At 34.4% G+C, this 17,864-nt stretch carries 16 protein-coding genes and 1 pseudogene; 16 read left to right on the top strand and 1 reads right to left on the bottom strand.

What is annotated here, in order from left to right:
* The first annotated feature begins 20 nt into the window (after positions 1–20).
* The 10 genes from rfbF to ESZ26_RS07075 all read left to right on the top strand — a co-directional run bounded on the left by rfbF (position 21) and on the right by ESZ26_RS07075 (position 9,186).
* The gene (rfbF, locus tag ESZ26_RS07120) at positions 21–794 is read left to right on the top strand and encodes a glucose-1-phosphate cytidylyltransferase (RefSeq protein ID WP_146799057.1); all 774 of its coding nucleotides are present in this window, start codon (positions 21–23) and stop codon (positions 792–794) included.
* Between the two features lies 1 nt (position 795).
* Entirely contained in the window at positions 796–1,896 is a 1,101-nt protein-coding gene (gene rfbG / locus ESZ26_RS07115; protein WP_146799056.1) for a CDP-glucose 4,6-dehydratase, read from the top strand.
* The gene (locus ESZ26_RS07110; protein ID WP_146799055.1) at positions 1,896–2,327 is read left to right on the top strand and encodes a dTDP-4-dehydrorhamnose 3,5-epimerase; all 432 of its coding nucleotides are present in this window, start codon (positions 1,896–1,898) and stop codon (positions 2,325–2,327) included. The genes rfbG and ESZ26_RS07110 overlap by 1 nt, the downstream gene beginning before the upstream one ends.
* A gap of 2 nt (positions 2,328–2,329) precedes the next feature.
* Positions 2,330–3,262, top strand: a complete 933-nt coding sequence (locus ESZ26_RS07105) for an NAD-dependent epimerase/dehydratase family protein (RefSeq protein ID WP_146799054.1) — start codon at positions 2,330–2,332, stop codon at positions 3,260–3,262.
* A complete protein-coding gene (locus ESZ26_RS07100) occupies positions 3,255–4,070 on the top strand; it encodes a glycosyltransferase family 2 protein (RefSeq protein WP_146799053.1) in 816 nt (271 codons plus the stop codon). Before ESZ26_RS07105 ends, ESZ26_RS07100 begins: the two co-directional genes overlap by 8 nt.
* Before the next feature lie 156 nt (positions 4,071–4,226).
* Positions 4,227–5,492: a hypothetical protein gene (locus tag ESZ26_RS07095; protein ID WP_146799052.1), complete on the top strand. Its 1,266-nt coding sequence runs from the start codon at positions 4,227–4,229 to the stop codon at positions 5,490–5,492.
* Positions 5,489–6,544 (top strand): glycosyltransferase, encoded by a 1,056-nt coding sequence (locus ESZ26_RS07090; protein WP_146799051.1) that lies wholly within the window; start codon positions 5,489–5,491, stop codon positions 6,542–6,544. Before ESZ26_RS07095 ends, ESZ26_RS07090 begins: the two co-directional genes overlap by 4 nt.
* 114 nt (positions 6,545–6,658) lie before the next feature.
* Positions 6,659–7,411, top strand: a complete 753-nt coding sequence (locus ESZ26_RS07085; RefSeq protein WP_146799050.1) for a glycosyltransferase family 2 protein — start codon at positions 6,659–6,661, stop codon at positions 7,409–7,411.
* A gap of 1 nt (position 7,412) precedes the next feature.
* A complete protein-coding gene (locus tag ESZ26_RS07080; protein ID WP_146799049.1) occupies positions 7,413–7,991 on the top strand; it encodes a sugar transferase in 579 nt (192 codons plus the stop codon).
* 1 nt (position 7,992) lies between these two features.
* Positions 7,993–9,186 (top strand): DegT/DnrJ/EryC1/StrS family aminotransferase, encoded by a 1,194-nt coding sequence (locus ESZ26_RS07075; protein ID WP_146799048.1) that lies wholly within the window; start codon positions 7,993–7,995, stop codon positions 9,184–9,186.
* Positions 9,187–9,427: 241 nt separating this feature from the next.
* On the opposite strand, the pseudogene ESZ26_RS19445 reads toward ESZ26_RS07075, so the two are convergent.
* Positions 9,428–9,637, bottom strand: a pseudogene (locus ESZ26_RS19445) (IS256 family transposase); the annotation flags it as partial.
* A 94-nt stretch (positions 9,638–9,731) separates the two neighbouring features.
* Between ESZ26_RS19445 and tnpA the strand changes: the two are divergent.
* From tnpA to ESZ26_RS07040, 6 genes are all read left to right on the top strand, one after another.
* On the top strand, positions 9,732–10,019 hold the full coding sequence (gene tnpA / locus ESZ26_RS07065) for an IS66 family insertion sequence element accessory protein TnpA (protein WP_146799047.1): 288 nt from the start codon (positions 9,732–9,734) through the stop codon (positions 10,017–10,019).
* A gap of 211 nt (positions 10,020–10,230) precedes the next feature.
* Positions 10,231–12,171: a polysaccharide biosynthesis protein gene (locus ESZ26_RS07060; RefSeq protein ID WP_146799046.1), complete on the top strand. Its 1,941-nt coding sequence runs from the start codon at positions 10,231–10,233 to the stop codon at positions 12,169–12,171.
* A 228-nt stretch (positions 12,172–12,399) separates the two neighbouring features.
* A complete protein-coding gene (locus ESZ26_RS07055) occupies positions 12,400–14,514 on the top strand; it encodes a YjbH domain-containing protein (RefSeq protein WP_146799045.1) in 2,115 nt (704 codons plus the stop codon).
* Between the two features lie 492 nt (positions 14,515–15,006).
* Positions 15,007–15,996 carry a Wzz/FepE/Etk N-terminal domain-containing protein gene (locus ESZ26_RS07050; protein ID WP_146799044.1) on the top strand — a complete coding sequence of 330 codons (990 nt, stop codon included), beginning with the start codon at positions 15,007–15,009 and terminating at the stop codon, positions 15,994–15,996.
* A 19-nt stretch (positions 15,997–16,015) separates the two neighbouring features.
* On the top strand, positions 16,016–17,068 hold the full coding sequence (wecA, locus tag ESZ26_RS07045) for a UDP-N-acetylglucosamine--undecaprenyl-phosphate N-acetylglucosaminephosphotransferase (RefSeq protein WP_146799043.1): 1,053 nt from the start codon (positions 16,016–16,018) through the stop codon (positions 17,066–17,068).
* Between the two features lie 597 nt (positions 17,069–17,665).
* Positions 17,666–17,863 carry a hypothetical protein gene (locus tag ESZ26_RS07040; protein WP_146799042.1) on the top strand — a complete coding sequence of 66 codons (198 nt, stop codon included), beginning with the start codon at positions 17,666–17,668 and terminating at the stop codon, positions 17,861–17,863.
* The last annotated feature ends 1 nt before the right edge of the window (position 17,864 follow it).

Genomic DNA, 17,864 nt, shown 5'->3' with positions numbered 1-17,864 from the left:
TTTAAAAGGCATTTATTTTTATGAAGGTATTACTATTAGCGGGTGGTTTTGGTACACGCTTGAGCGAAGAAACAGGGTTACGCCCTAAGCCTATGGTTGAGATCGGTGGCAAGCCAATTCTTTGGCATATTATGAAAATGTATTCACAACATGGGTACAATGACTTCGTCATTTTACTTGGCTATAAAGGATATTTTATAAAAGAATACTTTGCGAATTATTTCTTACACCAAAGTGATGTAACGATTGACTTATCTACAAATGAAATGAAAATTCATAAAAATACATCTGAGCCTTGGACTGTTACTTTACTTGATACTGGTCTTCACACTATGACAGGGGGGCGTGTAAAACGAGCACAAGAGATAGTTGGCGACGAACCATTTATGCTTACTTATGGCGATGGTGTTTCTGATGTCAATGTGAATGAACTTGTTGATTTTCATAAATCTCATGGTAAAGCTATAACTATGACCTCAGTACAGCCCGAAGGTCGCTTCGGCGCGCTTGAAATTGATGGTGATAAAATAACCAGTTTCTTGGAGAAGCCTAAAGGTGATGGTTCATGGATTAATGGAGGTTTTTTTGTTTGCCAACCCACTGTTTTTGATTATATCAAAGAAGGTGATTCTACTGTTTTCGAACAATTACCTCTGCAGCATTTAGCCAATGATGGTGAGTTAATGTCATACAAACACCATGGTTTTTGGAAGTGTATGGACTCGCTTAATGACAAGCATAAACTAAATGAGATGTTAGAGTCTGATAACGCTAAATGGAAAAATTGGGATTAGTATGTTTTCAAATATATATAAAGGAAAAAGAGTTTTAGTCACAGGGCACACAGGGTTTAAAGGTACGTGGCTTACAACATGGTTATTAGAGCTTGGTGCTGAAGTTTGTGGTATTTCTAAAGATATACCCACACAACCTTCAATGTTTGAAGAACTTCAACTAGAAAATAAAATTGAGCATCACTTTGCTGATGTCAGAGACTTGGGTAAAATCAAAGGCATTGTTAATAAATTTAAACCTGACTTTCTATTCCATTTAGCAGCCCAGCCAATTGTCTCTCTTTCTTATAGTGATCCTCTTGATACTATTTCGACAAATGTTATGGGAACGGCAAACATTTTAGATATACTTCGGACATTAGACCATAAGTGTAATGCAGTCATCATAACTAGTGATAAGTGTTATGAAAATGTTGAATGGGTATGGGGCTACAAAGAAACTGATGCTGTTGGAGGACGAGATATATATAGTGGCTCTAAAGGTGCAGCTGAAGTTATATTTCATGCTTATCAACAAAGTTTTTTTGCTAGCTCAAATGGTAATGTAAAACTTGCAACTGGTAGGGCTGGTAATGTCATTGGCGGTGGCGATTGGGCGGCAGATAGAATTGTAGCTGATTGTATGCGCGCATGGAGTGAATCTACCAGTGTAGAGATCCGTTGTCCTGAGGCTACTAGACCTTGGCAGCACGTTTTAGAGCCACTTAGCGGTTATTTAGCTTTAGGCCAAGGACTGGTAGAGAATGAGAGTAATCATGGTGAACAATACAACTTTGGCCCGCGTTCTGAGCAGAATCATACAGTGAAAGATTTACTTTCTGATTTAAGTGAGCATTGGCAGTTTAAAGATATTAATGAAGCATATCGTATTACAGACAATATCCCATTTCATGAGGCCGGCTTATTAAAATTAAATTGTGATAAAGCTTTATTTAATTTGAAATGGGAAGCGAACTTAAATTACAAAGAGTGCATCAAGTTTGTAAGCGAGTGGTATTATTTGTTTTATCAAAAAGATAACAATATGATGGAATTTACGCGTAAGCAAATTCGAGAATATGAACACAAAGCCGTTGAAAAAGATCTGGTCTGGTGTAAATAATGATTGATGGTGTAATTGTCACTCCACTAAAACGTATTTTCAATGAAAAAGGAGACATACTCCATGCATTGAAATACTCGGAGGAAAGTTTTAGTCATTTCGGTGAGGCATATTTTTCAACTGTCAATATGGATGATGTTAAGGGATGGAAGAAGCATTCGGAAATGATTTTAAACCTTATTGTACCTACGGGGGCTATTAAGTTTGTTATTTATGATGATAGAGATTTATCAGCATCTAAAGGTATATTTCAAGAAGTTGTAATCTCTCCTGAGAACTATGTACGGTTGACTATTCCCTCAAAAGTCTGGCTGGCTTTTCAAGGTGTAGGTGATGGAGTTAATATGCTTTTGAATATTGCGAGTATTGAACATGATCCAACAGAGAGTGTGAATTATGATTTAGATGAATTTGATTATACTTGGGATTGAATATGAATATTTTAATTACCGGCGGACTAGGTAATATTGGGTTGTGGCTAACATCTTATTTTTTGGATGGGGGTCATCAAGTCAGCGTATTAGGCCGCAATGAAAAAGTAAAAGTTGAGCATGAAAATTATCGGTATATTCAAGCGGATATAACATGCTCCGAAACTTTATCTAATGCAATTGATTGTTATTATGACACATGTATTCATACGGCTAGTTATAATGAGCACTTCCAAAAAGATTACTCCAAGAAAGCGGTATTAATAAACTCATTAGGTACAGAGTTGTTATGCATAGCATTAAAAAAATATGGCGTAGGGAAGTTGGTGTATTTAAGTACATTTCATGTTTATGGTCAAGCTGAGGGAGTTGTAACTGAAAAAAGTAGTATATCTCCAAACAATGATTATGGATTGACCCATTATTTTGCAGAAAAATACATAGAAAAAAATGCAAAAATCCATGGTTTGAAATATGTTATTTTTCGATTGACAAATAGCTACGGTTGCCCAAGGGACTTTTATACAGATAAGTGGTATTTAGTGCTTAATGATTTATGTCAACAAGCATATGAGAATAAATCGATTGTTTTGAATAGTAATGGAAAAGCATTAAGAGACTTCATCTGGATGGGGGATGTGGTTAAAGTTATAGATAAAAGTATTTATAGCGATCAATGTATGTCTACGGTATTTAACCTTTCTTCAGGAAACACTTTTGATGTTTTAACTCTAGCTAATATTGTTAATGATGCTTTCTCATCAATTTATAAGGATAAACTAGTTATTTCAGTAAATAGGAATGACTTATCAGAATATAATAATCTGATAGTTTCAAATGAAAAGTTGTTGAATGTAATTGATTATAAAGTAGAAAATAATTTTTTTTCAGAAGCAAAAAAAACAATCAGGATGTTAATAAGTCACCATGAATAAAATGCCATTAATTAGTATTGTTATCCCAATGTATAACGCAGAAGAATACATACAGGAAACATTGAACTCTTTAAAGATTCAAACCTATAATATGTTTGAAGTTATTATTATTGACAATTGTTCAATAGATAATAGCTTGAAAATTGTTAAAAAATATAGTCATTACTTCAATTCTTTAATTATCATTGAATGTCCAGAAAACTCTGGAGGACCAGCAAAACCTAGAAACTTAGGTATTGATAGAGCTTCTGGGGAGTATGTCGCTTTTCTTGATGCCGATGATGTTTGGGAACCTGAAAAATTGAAAATACAGGTCGATTTGTTGCAGAAATATAATTTTATTTGCACTAATGTATCGCATATAGATAGTGATAGTAATGAAATTACAAAAAAAATATATACCCAGCTTTTTATAAAATATGGGGAGCTGGAGTTTAGAAATTTATTTTTTATTAATCAGGTATCTACTTCAACAGTGTTGTTAAAGAAAGAGCTGTTAAAAAACTTACGTTTTAATGAGACTGACAGCTTCAAATGTGTTGAAGATTTGGCTTTATGGTTAAATGTTTTATCAGAAAATGATTGTCATGCATATAAAATAGAGGAAGCATTGGTTAAATATAGACTTATGAATAATAGCCTAAGCTCATCTGATGGAAAAAAAATGATGTTTATTAAAAAAATATTGGCGCGTTGTGATTACATAATTGCCAATAATCGTACAGATCTGATTGGTGCATTATTTTTCAATTTCATTTTATATAGTATAGGTAGGATACTTTCAATTTTTAAAGTTAATAAAGATTGAACAAACCTCTATAGCTTAATATGTAAAATCGTTTTGTGTTTTATAACTATAATTACCGTGTACGGATTTGATACTAAGAGATAACCTTTTATATTAATTAATGTCACGTAGATAACAATTGAATCTTGAACTCTCACCCTAGCCTGGTTAATTAACTTGAATATTAGTATTGATAAAGTTTTTTCTTTTATGATTGTATTAGCATACTTTTCATTTGGACAATTCTATTTTTTTAATTTTTTTGGATTATCATTAGTAGTAAAAACAATAATAAGTGTCTCTACTATATTAGGTTTTACTTTTATTTTATTCAATGACGAATTATTTAAAAAACCTAATAAGTTTATTTTTTGTTTACTTTTCTTTAGCGTATATGGTTTTTCTTTAATTTTGTCCCCTAGTTTTACATATTTATATTCTATAGAAATTATAATTATGTTTACTATTAGTGTATTTATCTTATATGTGAATGAATATCATCTTGATAAAATAATTAATTATATTATCAAGATAAGTTTATTATTTGCATTAGGGGCCATTTTTGTTTCTTTGATATATAGTTTTATCCCTACTTTATATAATCAGAATAGTGTTTACTTAGTATCATCTGAAACAAGTAATAACTACGTTGCAACTTTATCCATTTTGGATTACTTAGGCTTACCTTCGCAGGGTGGCTTAAATCTTTTTGGATTTACTTTACAAAAGGTAAAATCATTTAGTAGTGAACCTTCTGCAGCGCTCTCTTTATTTTATCCTGCACTTATATTAATCCTATTAAAGTACTCTGTACTAAAAGAGAGTAACTACAAAGTATTGGCGTTATCAGTGTTTATATTGTTTTTTATATTTTCATTATTAGGCATACTTATCTTTTTATTATCTTTTGTGATAACTATTTTATTTAAACTTAAAGATAAAATAGTTATATTCATAATCACTATTATAGCCACTATATTCTTTACAACTCTAATTTCCGAGATGGATAATGTGGTTCAGTTAATTACTGGGACGGGTGCTGAATATAATTTTACTCTTATGTCGGAAAAAAGGAATTCTACTCTAACTAGACTTACTTCTTTTTGGGACGCTATATCTACCATAAAAAATATGCCTTTTGGAGGGAGTGGTCAAACATCTATGACGAGCTTATTTTTGCAGGTCGGTTTAAGTGGTGGAGTTATTGCTATGTTATTATATTTGATTTTTATCTTGAGTCTTTATTTTAAGTCTATTTCTGTATTTAAGGCATCAAACTCAATTAAATTCAAATTTGGTTTAACTTTGATGATTTCTGTGCTTTTAGTTACTTTTTCATTAACAGCTTATGGTTGGGCCACAATTCAAGGTGTTATTGCATTTTCGCTATTTTATAGAGTTATTTCAGATTTAGATATTTATTCTGCCCCGGAGAAAATATGAAAAATAGAGTTTTAGTTATAGGCCCTTGGTCTAGTGGCCATATTCAAAAATGGCTTGGTAATTGTAATGAATTCGATGTTAGAATTTTAACTTGTCATAAATTCTTAACAAAAAGCGGCTATGACGTTAGAGGAGGTTTTTTGATAAATAGCTTTTTAAGTTTTTTTATATTTCCTCTTTTTCTTATCTATCACACATTAAGGTTTAAACCTGATATTTTACACGTTCATTATTCAGCTTCTTACGGTTTTTTATCATTTTTTATGCCGATAAAAAAAATAGTTTCAATTTGGGGGACCGATTTCAATCGAAGTATAGAAAGAAGATATTTTAAACATCTTTATATATTTATGTTGAGAAGGTTTACCATAATAAACTCACCATCTGAGAATATAACTCGAAAGCTAATATGCTTGGGTATTAAAAAGGAAAATATATTAACCCTTCAATATGGGATCGATTTGGATTTTCTATCTAAGTATCAAGAAAAGAAAAATAATAATATAATTATATCTTCAATTAGGAATTGGGATGATTTATATCAAATTGAAGAGCTAATTACTTTGTGGGATGATATATCCCCTTCAGGAATTAAGTTAAGAATATTTGGGAAAACTAATGATAAAATTAAAGAGAATAAAATTAAAAATCTTATCATTAATTCAAAGTCAGATATTGAGTTAATTGGCTTTCTTTCCGGAGAACTTTTTTATTCTAAGTTATCTGAATCGGTAGCATTTATTTCGGTACCTCTTATTGATGGAATGCCATTATCCGTTATGGAGTGTTTATTTTTAAAATTATTTCCAATTATTAGTGATATACCGGCCAATAAAGAGTTAATTTTAAATGAGCCTTATTTTTTTATTTCTACACCTATTCAAAAAACTGCACTATCAAATTGCTTAGATATAATTAAGTCGAAATCATTTGCGGGTGATTTCTATAGTAATGCTGAACATATTGCTAATATCGGTGACATAAGAAAAAATAGGGAAACTATGTTTAATGTTTATAAGTATCTAATAAGTAATGTTAAAAGTGAACTTTAGGTTTTTCCTCTATAAAAATCGTTGGTTTTTATTTTTTGATGATATCGGTAATAAATGTTTAATTTTTAATATAAACATATTATTTACCAAAAGTTAAGTAAGGTACATATTTTAATGGACAAACCATTGGTAACAATCATAACTCCTAGCTATAAATCTAAACGGTTTATATCATCAACCATTCAATCCGTTTTAAATCAATCGCTTGTTGACTTTGAAATGCTTATCGTAGATGACTCCTCACCAGATGGAAGCGCTGATTTTATTGAAAGCTTACTTCCAGATAATCGTTTTAAGCTTATACGTCTAAATGATAATGTAGGGGCTGCGGAGGCTCGTAATGTTGCTCTTAATATAGCTAAGGGGCGATTTATAGCATTTTTAGATTCTGATGACTTATGGGTTGAAAATAAATTAGAATTACAAATTGATTTTATGATGAATAATAACATAGCTTTTTCTTATTCTAGCTATCAACCGATAAGTGAAAATGGTGAGTTAGCAGGTAATATTATAAGTGTCCCAGCAGTTATAACCCGCAGCGATTATTTAAAAAATACAATAATCGGTTGTTTAACTGTAATGATTGATAAAGATAAAGTAAGCACTTTTAAAATGCCTAATTTGAGATCTAGTCATGATATGGCTCTTTGGCTTGATATTATGCGAGTGAATTCAATTAATGCATATGGAATTAATGATGTTTTAGGATATTATCGTATCGTTTCATCTTCTAATACGGCTCAAAAAAGTAAAGCGGCTAAAGATGTATGGTCTGTTTATAGGGATTATTTAAAGCTAAATATAATTTCATCAACCTACTATTTTATATGGTATGCATTTAACGCGATAAAGAAAAGGCTTTAAAATGAAGAAAAGATTTTTTGATATAGTTATATCAATTATAGGGTTGTTATTGTGTTGGCCTATTTTAATATTTGGCTTGCTAGTTTCAATAATTAGTACACATTCATATGGAGTTTTTATTCAAATTAGAGTCGGCCAGTTTGGGCGCTTATTCAAAGTTTATAAACTGCAAACGATGATTCGCGGTAAAGCTATTGAATCACCAATTACGGCATTAAATTCTAACCGCATTACTAAGGGGGGGCTATTTTTAAGAAAGTATAAGATAGATGAGTTACCTCAATTGTTTAATGTACTTTTTGGTGATATGAGCTTTGTTGGACCTAGGCCCGACGTTCCGGGTTATGCTGATTTATTGACTGGTAATGATCGTTTAATTCTTTCAATAAGGCCTGGTATAACAGGACCTGCATCTATAAAGTATAAAAATGAAGAGGATATATTGATTCGACAAAATAACCCTAAAGAATATAACGATCGTATAATTTGGCCTGATAAAGTAAAAATAAATAGACAATATTTTGACACCAACACTTTATTTGGTGATATTAAATATATAATTAAGACATTAAGAAGGTAACATGTTAAGTAGCCCTTTATCTCCATGGCCTTCTTTTACGCAAGAAGAAGCCGACAAAGTATCTTCAATTTTATTATCAAATAAAGTTAACTATTGGACTGGCCAAGAAGGTCGTGAGTTTGAACGTGAGTTTGCTACATATACTGACAGTAAATATGCCATAGCCCTATCAAACGGCACACTTGCTTTAGATTTAGCTTTAGTTGCCTTAGGTATAGGTGCAAGAAATGGCGGTTTAGAGACTGATGAAGTGATTGTAACTTCTCGCACATTCTTAGCTTCAGCAAGTGTAATTGTTACTGCCGGTGCTCGTCCTATTTTTGCTGACGTTGATGCTAATACCCAAAATATTACTAAAGAAACCGTAGATGATGTTTTAACGTCAAATACTAAAGCTATAATTGCTGTACATTTAGCTGGTCTTCCATGTGAAATGGAGGAGCTAATGGCTCTAGCAGATTCTAGTGGGCTGTATGTTATTGAAGATTGCGCACAAGCTCATGGTGCTAAATATCACGGACGTTCAGTCGGTTCTATTGGCCATATTGGTTGCTGGTCTTTTTGCCAAGATAAAATCATGACTACTGGAGGTGAAGGTGGCATGGTAACAACAGACGATGAGTCATTATGGCGTAAAATGTGGTCTTATAAAGATCATGGTAAATCTTATGAAGCCGTATATGAACGTGAACATGCTCCAGGCTTTAGGTGGTTACATGAATCATTTGGTACTAACTGGCGTATGACAGAGATGCAATCAGCTATAGGGCGTATTCAATTAGGTAGAATGCCCGAGTGGTTCAGATTACGTGGTAAGTATGCAGCTATTATAGCTGATACTTGTTCTTTGTTTGATTGTATCCGTGTTCCAATTGTTCCTGAACATATGGAACATGCTAACTATAAATACTATGTATTTGTTAAGCCTGAGTTTTTAGCGTATGGTTGGGATAGGGATCGTATTATTGCTGAGATAAATGCTTTAGATGTGCCTTGTATGCAAGGATCTTGTTCCGAAGTGTATTTAGAAAAAGCATTTGATAATACTGGATTTAGACCTGAAAAAAGATTATTGGTTGCACGAGAGTTAGGTAATACCAGTTTAATGTTTTTAGTGCATCCTACTTTGGCCATTGATGAAATTGAACGCATGACAAATGCGATTTCTATAGTATTAGATAAAGCACAAAAATAATCAGAGATAGATTTTATGAAAATTGCTATTGCTGGTAAAGGTTACGTAGATTTATCAAATGCTGTGTTGCAGTTGATATTATCCCTGAAAAAATTGAAATGTTAAATCGTGCGAGTAGCCTATTGTAGATATTTAAATATCAGACTTTCTTTTGAATCGCGAGTGTAATACCTGACAAAGATTAGGCAAACTTATTACCAAAGGGTTGGACCCTGTAACAGATTTTGTGTAACTGCCAGTTTTAGATAAAGTCATTTAAGCGGTCTTCGAATTCAATCATAAATCGATTCAAGGCCGTTTTCCGGTTTCTTATCGGCATCGTCGATTTCTTGGATGCCGCATCTATCGCAAGATAAACTACTTTTATCGCTGAATCATCAGACGGATATAGCTTACGTTTCTTAATCGCTTTTCGAATAACACTGTTTAGTGATTCTATCGTGAGCGATGTTTTTCAAGACAGTTGTCGCCTAAATTATTAGTACACCTGTATCTAATACTCGACCACCGATATCTTATCTCCTAACTTAATTTCGGAGATAACCATGAAAATTACACGTAGCCAAGAGCAATGGCAAACCATCATTGAAGATCAGCAAACCAGTGGCTTAACCATTATTGACTATTGCCAACAACAGCAATTAACAACCTCTAGCTTTTATGCTGTTCGAAAGAAATTCAGCTTGTTGGCAGATAACTTTGTTCGCGCCAAAATAACGCAGAAGGTCGAATTCGTTGAGCAGAAAACTCCCATAATAGTTAACGTGGGTAAGGTACATGTTAGTTTATCTGCTCAATCTGGGGTAGTCGGATCAATTAGACCATGTCAATAAATTGCCAACTGATCGGTATTAGGCTGTATACCCAGTTTAATTATTTTTTAACCACTTAATATTGCTTAGATTAAACTTATCAAATAAAACTGATAGTTATGGTATCCTTCTGGGAATATGTTTAATTGTTTTAATTTACAATAGTTATTACAGGTTATAAAGTACGGTTCGTTTAAGGAAAATGTACTTTGACGTAAAAAGGAATTAATAAGTGTCTTTTATTCAGTCTGTTTTGAGTTTACCTCGCCCGTATAAACGTGCTATTTCGTTGCTGGTAGATTCAGTGTTTTTATTCTGTGCTTTTTGGCTTGCATTACTTATGCGCCTTGAAAGTTTTTCACCTCTATCCGACCAAAGTTATTGGCTCGTCTTCGCCTGTTCTTTACCGCTCAGTATATTGTTTTTTATAAGGCTTGGTCTTTATAGGGCTGTATTACGCTATATGAATATGCAAGCAATTTGGGCTGTTGCACTTGGTAGTGTTTTTGCTGCTATTGTTGTTATGGGCTTTTCGTTTATCTTTCATGCTGGCATTCCTCGTACCGTACCTTTTATTTTTATGAGTTTATGCTTGATATTTATTGGTGGCTCAAGAATTGGAGTCAGAGCAATAATTAGTCATCCGCGTTGGCATAAAAAAATGTCAGTGTTAATTTATGGCGCTGGCTCTGCAGGGCGGCAGTTATCAACAGCTTTGTCACAAGGACCTGAGTATCATGCGGTAGCTTTTGTTGATGACAATAAAGCATTACAAGGCCAAGTTATTCACGGTATTCGTGTTTATTCCCCTGAAGAAATAGAAAATATAGTCACCAATAAGAATATAAAGAAAATATTACTGGCAATGCCAAGTGCTTCAAGGGAACGACGTAAAGAAGTGCTGACCAAAATTGATTTTTTAGGTGTTCAGGTGTTAACTATTCCTGGCATGGCTGATGTTGTTGAAGGTAAGGCTAAGCTTGAAGAGTTTAAAGATGTTGGTGTTGAAGATTTATTAGGTCGTGACCCAGTAGAGCCTAAACCAGAGTTAATGAATGCAAATGTCGCCGGTAAAGTTGTTATGGTTACTGGCGCTGGTGGCTCTATCGGCTCTGAATTATGTCGTCAAATTATTCGGTTAAAGCCCGCCAAACTTGTGTTGTTTGAGTCATCAGAGTTCGGCTTATATACCATTGACAAAGAGCTTAACGAATATAAATTAGCGCACGACTTAACGGTAGAAATATTACCGATTATGGGCTCAGTGCAAAGAGTTAACCGCATTGAAACTGTGATGAAAAGCTTTGCTGTTCAAACGGTTTACCATGCTGCAGCATACAAGCATGTGCCCTTAGTTGAACACAATGTTGTGGAAGGTGTTAGAAATAATATTTTTGGTACTTATCATGCGGCACGTGCTGCTATAAATGCCAAAGTTGAGACTTTTGTATTAATCTCTACCGATAAAGCCGTTAGACCCACCAATATCATGGGTACCACTAAGCGTGTGGCTGAATTAGTACTGCAAGCGTTGTCTAAAACACAAAATACAACGCGTTTTTGTATGGTTCGCTTTGGTAATGTTTTAGGCTCGTCGGGTTCTGTTGTTCCTTTGTTTAGAAAACAAATTAAGAGCGGTGGTCCGGTAACCTTAACGCACCCAGATATTACCCGATACTTTATGACGATACCTGAAGCTTCTCAACTTGTTATTCAAGCGGGCGCTATGGGTACGGGTGGTGATGTATTTGTACTTGATATGGGTGAGCCGGTAAAAATTTATGACTTAGCCTGTAAAATCATTCACTTGAGTGGTTTTTCGGTTAAATCTGATAACAAACCTAACGGTGATATTGTTATTAAATGCACAGGGTTAAGGCCTGGAGAGAAGCTTTATGAAGAACTTCTGATAGGTGATAACGTTTCGGGGACTACCCATGAGCGTATTATGAGTGCACAAGAAGCTATGCTTGATTGGCATGATCTAGAGCCTTTGTTAAATAAGCTTGATGATGCCTGCCATGAGTTCGACCATGAGTTAATTCGTGAGATATTACTTAAGGCGCCAACAGGGTTTAATCCCACTGATGGAATATGTGATTTAGTCTGGTTACAGAAAGAGAAAGGTTCTGCAAAAACAGCTGAAATTATTAAATTGAAAAAAGCGACTTAATACGTGAACAGGATTCAACTCAATGGCTAGCTATTTAGTTGTTCACTGAAATTTCGTGGCTTGTTCGAGAGTATTCACTAGGGGTATTTGGGATTCTATGCTTAAAATTACTTTTATTTAGTACCTGTGCCGCTCTTTACTTTCTATACGGCATAGCCCAGACGTTGCTTTTACCCTACACACTTTTATTATCAATTGTTAAAATTCACCTTGTTAGGATTTATTAAAATGAAGTACCGTATTTTGTTCGCTTTGGCTTTGTTGCCTTGTTTTATTACTGCTGCTGAGCCCGAGGCAACAATGTCTTTTCAAGGGTATAGCGGCTTAATAAATACCCCCACAGCAACATTATTTAATGAAGGTAAGCTTTACTTACAATACAGTAACCAGATTGAAACCAAGGTTGGCTATCGCAATGGTGATAATTATCATTTTGGTGTTGGTTTATGGAAGTATGTTGAAGTTTCAGCACGCTTAGCTGAATACAAGGACCCTAGTGGTAGTGGTCCGACAGATTTATCAGCCAACATTAAAATAGGTATTCCTTTCATACCAGAGGACTGGTTTAGTTTAGCGATAGGTATTCAAGACTTAGGTGGAGCGGCTAACTATTTTGATGCTAAGTATGCTGTAGCAACAAAAAATATCCTGGAAGACGTTAATATTTCGCTCGGCATAGGGCAAAGCGACTCAAACCAGGGACGTCTTGATGGTATTTTTGCTGGTATTGAATGGCAACCTTATCAGTGGATAAAACTATCAGCCGAATATGATGCAGCCGATACTCAGTTAGGTATGCATTTATCTTCACCTAAAAACTGGCTTAGTAGTGGTATTCAATTAACGACAGATGTACTTATTTCTAGTAGCAACGAAGCGTTAAAAGACGATTTTTATTATGCCGTAGGGTTAACTATACCTCTTGATTATGACGCTGGTACTCATTCATCGTATCAAAAAAATAACCAAGTAAACCATACCAAAAGTGATAAGCAATTAGAACAAGCGGATGAATATGTAGAATTAGCTATAAGTGATGTCGTGTTAGATGATGCTTACCGTTCAGGTGCTCTTGAGCGATTACGCTTAAGAAAATTACTGGTTAAAGAAGGTTTTGAATCAATCAGAGTCGCTGAAGCTGATAAAAACACGGTCTATGTAGAACTCGAAGATCACATTTATAACCGTAACAAAATAGATGGGCTTGGCGTTATTTTAGGGATTATTAGCAAAAATATACATCATAATTACTCGCACTTTACCTTAATGCTGAAAGAGCGAGAAATTTCTACCTTAGCGGTAAAAGGCAGTATCGCTGAATATGATGCTTTTTTAAGAGATGATAAGTCTTTAAAAATTGATATATCAACAGATACTTTTGCAACTGAGCGATTGACATCGACTGACGCTGATAATACCAATAACTTTTGGCTAAAGCCGCGCTTTACCTTCTGGCCTGGCATTGCTTCTAGAGTCGGTACCGAACTTGGCGTCTTTGATGCGTCTGTAGCCTTGATTAGCCATGTTGAATTACCCTTATGGCGAGGTGCTGCATTAACTGCTGCACATGTTGCACAGTTTGCTGAAACCAAAAACTTTGAAGATGGCGAGTATTTTGGTGATGATAAGCAAACAACAGGGCTAAAAGAATATAGCTTTCATCAGACCTTTTCATTACCGTATTCGGTAAAGAACATGACCTTTTTTGGTCGCTATCGTGATACTTATAACTATGTAGCGAATGATGTTCGTTGGCAAAGTGTTGCTGGTAGTCATAAATTCAACCTATTAACGGCAAGGTATGAAAACCAATTAATACCTACCGGCAGGGCTTATGCTGGTTGTAATATTTTAGCCTTGCGTTGCAGGTCGCCAAAAGAACCTGAACCAAGAGAGGTTGTTATTGGCACGTACAAATATTATAACGCCCACCTTAATACCACTGCAGAATTACAGGTAGGAAAGTACTGGCAACGTGACAAAGGTATTGTGTTAAAAGTAGAACGGATGTTTGGTGATGTGACGCTTAACTTAACCTATAAAAATACCAAAGTTGATAATGAAGAAGCTAATCAATTTATCGGTCTTGGCTTTTCAATACCGTTAACACCACGTAAAGATTACAATAATAAATACTTTCAAGTGAGAGGTAAGCCTAAGTGGAATTACTCAGTGAGCACGCTCGTTGGCAAAAGCCATAATAGACTAACACCGGGCAGTGGTGATAACACTAAGCAGTTTTATAACCTTGATAGTGCCTTTTATAATCATGACCGTTTAGGCAGTGAATATATTTATGAAAATTCGAATCGCTTAAAAGAAGCGTATTATCAAGCGCGTTAATATGTTTGCCATTATGAATAAAACCCAGTGATGATTTTAGTTGCTGGGATGTAAGTTAAGCTTGCATGCACTGATAAATAAACGGCTATCTAGCCGTTTTTTTTTGCCCGTCGATAATTAAAATTATCATTGTTCTATTTCATGCTTGTTCTGAATACCCTATATAATTTCTTTAAACTGAAACAAACCTTGCTGATCCTCAATAGCTTAAATGGCTATATCATTAGATGTTTTTATCCATTATTACCATCGTTTTATCGGCTTGTTGAAGGTTTTAATGTGGTATATACCAGTTATTGAAGCGGGAGAACTGTTAAAATTAAATTGTTGTTAGCCTATTAATACGCTTTATAATACTGGTATAATACGCCGCTTAATTTAGGTGTTACCCTGTGCCTTCTAAATAATAATTCAAGTAGTATCAATGAGTAAGAAGTTTAGTCATTCATATTTATTAAATTAAATTAGTTACCCATAATATAGTCAATGAAAATGAGCTCTACCATGCCCAATGATGTAAATTATAAAGAACACTTTGAAAGCCAAGACGATGATGAAATCGACCTTGGTCAACTGTGGCGAGCTATTTGGGCAGGAAAAATTGTTATTATGGTTATCAGCTTTATTTTTGCTGTGGCATCGGTCACTTATGCATTGTCAAAACCTGATATATATAAGGCATCAGTTTTACTATCGCCGACAGCCAGTGAAGGTGGTGGAGGTTTAGCTGGACTTTCTGGGCAGTTTGGTGGTTTAGCCAGTTTAGCAGGTATTAATTTAGGCGGTAGTGGCGGGGATAAAACGACCTTAGCCTTAGAGATTATTAAATCCCGTTCATTTATTGAAACATTCATTAGCAAACACAATTTACTTGTCCCTTTAATGGCTGCTAAGAAATGGAATATTAGTAATGATGAACTTATTTATGATAAAGATTTGTATGATATCGATAAAAATAAATGGTTAAGAGAAGTTAAGGCTCCAAAAAAAGTTGAACCTTCGCCATGGGAGTCTTTCAAAGCTTTTTCTAAGTTACTCAGTGTAAGCCAGGACAAAGCCACGTCTATGGTTACTATAGAGTTATCTTTCTTTTCACCTAACGTCGCTAAGCAATGGCTTATTTGGTTAGTGGAAGACTTGAACAATTTTGTACGTGAGCAAGACCAACAAAACTCGCAAAATTCAATTGATTATTTAACCAAGCAGTTAGAAAAAACCCAAGTAACCAATATGGAAACGGTTTTTTATCAATTGATCGAAGAACAAACAAAAAATATGATGTTAACACAAGTGAATAAAGAGTATGTATTAAAAACCATTGACCCTGCACAGGTGCCTGACAGAAAAGACCAGCCTAAACGTGCATTAATTGTAGTGCTAGGTACAATACTCGGTGGTATTTTATCGGTAATCATTGTGTTAATTAGATACTTTTCTAATAGTAACTATTCGACTAAAGTTAAGGAAGAAAAATTAGCGTAATGCTAATTAGGAACATTTTATGGAAGTATTAATTTCAGCGTTTACTGCCTTTCTTTTTGCCTTTTTAGCCATTAAGTTTTTTAAACCCGTTGCTATAGAGGTTGGGCTCGTCGATAAACCTAACGAGCGCAAATTACATGCCGGTCATATTCCACTTATTGGTGGAATATCTATTTTTATTGCTGTGCTTATGGCAAGCCTTTTATGGTTGCCTAATACGCTAGAATTACGGATGTACCTTATAGCCTCTGCGATGATGGTGTTTATTGGCGCAGTTGATGACAAATTCGATTTAAAAGTACGTATTCGAGTAATAGGCCAACTTATTGTTGCGAGTTTGATGATATACGGTGTTGGTGGTTATATATCAAATCTTGGTGATTTGTTTGGTCTTGGCGATGTAACCTTAGGCCCTGCTGGCATTATTTTTACTTACATCGGTATTATTGTGGTAATTAACGCTTTTAATATGGTTGATGGTATTGATGGTTTAATTGGTAGTTTGAGTATCAACACGTTCGCCTCTATTGCTATCTTGTTTATTATGAGTGGTCAAAATAATTACTTAAGTTATCCATTAATATTGGCAACAGCAACTATTCCCTATTTGATTTTTAATTTAGGTTTAACCAAAAAGTCTAAGAAAATATTTATGGGTGATGCGGGCAGTATGTTCATTGGTTTAAGTGTTATTTGGTTGTTGACCATGGGCACACAAAACGAACAAGCATCATTCCGCCCCGTTACAGCTTTATGGATTTGTGCGGTGCCATTAATGGATATGTTAGCAATAGTGGTAAGACGTTATAAAAACGGTAAGTCACCTTTCAAACCTGACAGAGATCACCTTCATCATATATTACAGCGCGTTGGTTATAGCTCACGCCAAACGTTAGTGATAATTTCATTATTTGCAGCCACGATGTCTGTTTTTGGTTTAGTGGGTGAGTATTTCACAGTACCAGATGTAATTATGCTTTTAGGCTTTCTTTTCATGTTTGTTTGTTATGTTGTAGTGATCAGAAAAATAACAAAATTTGAAAGAGTTGACCAGGTAAGTAATAAAGAATAAAAATTGTCTGCTGTTAAATCGTAATTTATGTTGTCATGTTTTTGTTTAGTACTTATGTCGTGATGCTACTTTTGTTTAGCAATTATTGTCGTCATGCTGCTTTTGTTTAGCACTTATTGTCGTCATGCTACTTTTGTTTAGCACTTATTGTCGTCATGCTGAACTTGTTTCAGTATCTGGGTTTGTGGTTTAAGCACCGGTCCTGAAACCGTCATGCTGAACTTGTTTCAGTATCAGGATGACGGTTGGCGTATCTAGGTTTGTTGTTTAAGTACAGATCCTGAAACGAGTTCAGGATGACGGTTGGCGCATCTGGGTTTTGTGGCTTTAAGTACAGATCCTGAAATAAATTCAGGATGACGGTTGGTGTATCAGGATGACGGTTGGTGTATCAGGATGACGATTGGTATATCTGGGTGACGGTTTTTATTCAGGATGGGGTTTCTTAGTAGGAACTTATGTCGTTATGCTGCTTTTTTTTAGCACTTATTGTTGTCATGCTGAATTTATTTCAGTATCTAGCGTCAACTAATAATAAATAAAGTGTAATCTTAGTTTATTGTATTAATATTACACCTATTGGAAAAGAATAATTGAGTGGTTAAGTCATTAATGTTTTTTGATGACTTAACGATAATTGAGTACAAAGGTATTGTCTCAATTATTACGGGTTTTCCTCAGGGTAAAAAATACCTGGGTTTTGATGTTGAATTTATTCTACATCAAAAGTGTTACTTGCGTAATAAGCGCAGTAACTTAACTAATTTAGTAATGACTTATCTTGAAATTATATGAT

Origin of the sequence: Colwellia hornerae, assembly GCF_007954355.1 — a bacterium.
GTDB classification, from domain to species: domain Bacteria; phylum Pseudomonadota; class Gammaproteobacteria; order Enterobacterales; family Alteromonadaceae; genus Colwellia_A; species Colwellia_A hornerae.
This window is presented reverse-complemented; position numbering and strand designations above follow the sequence as displayed.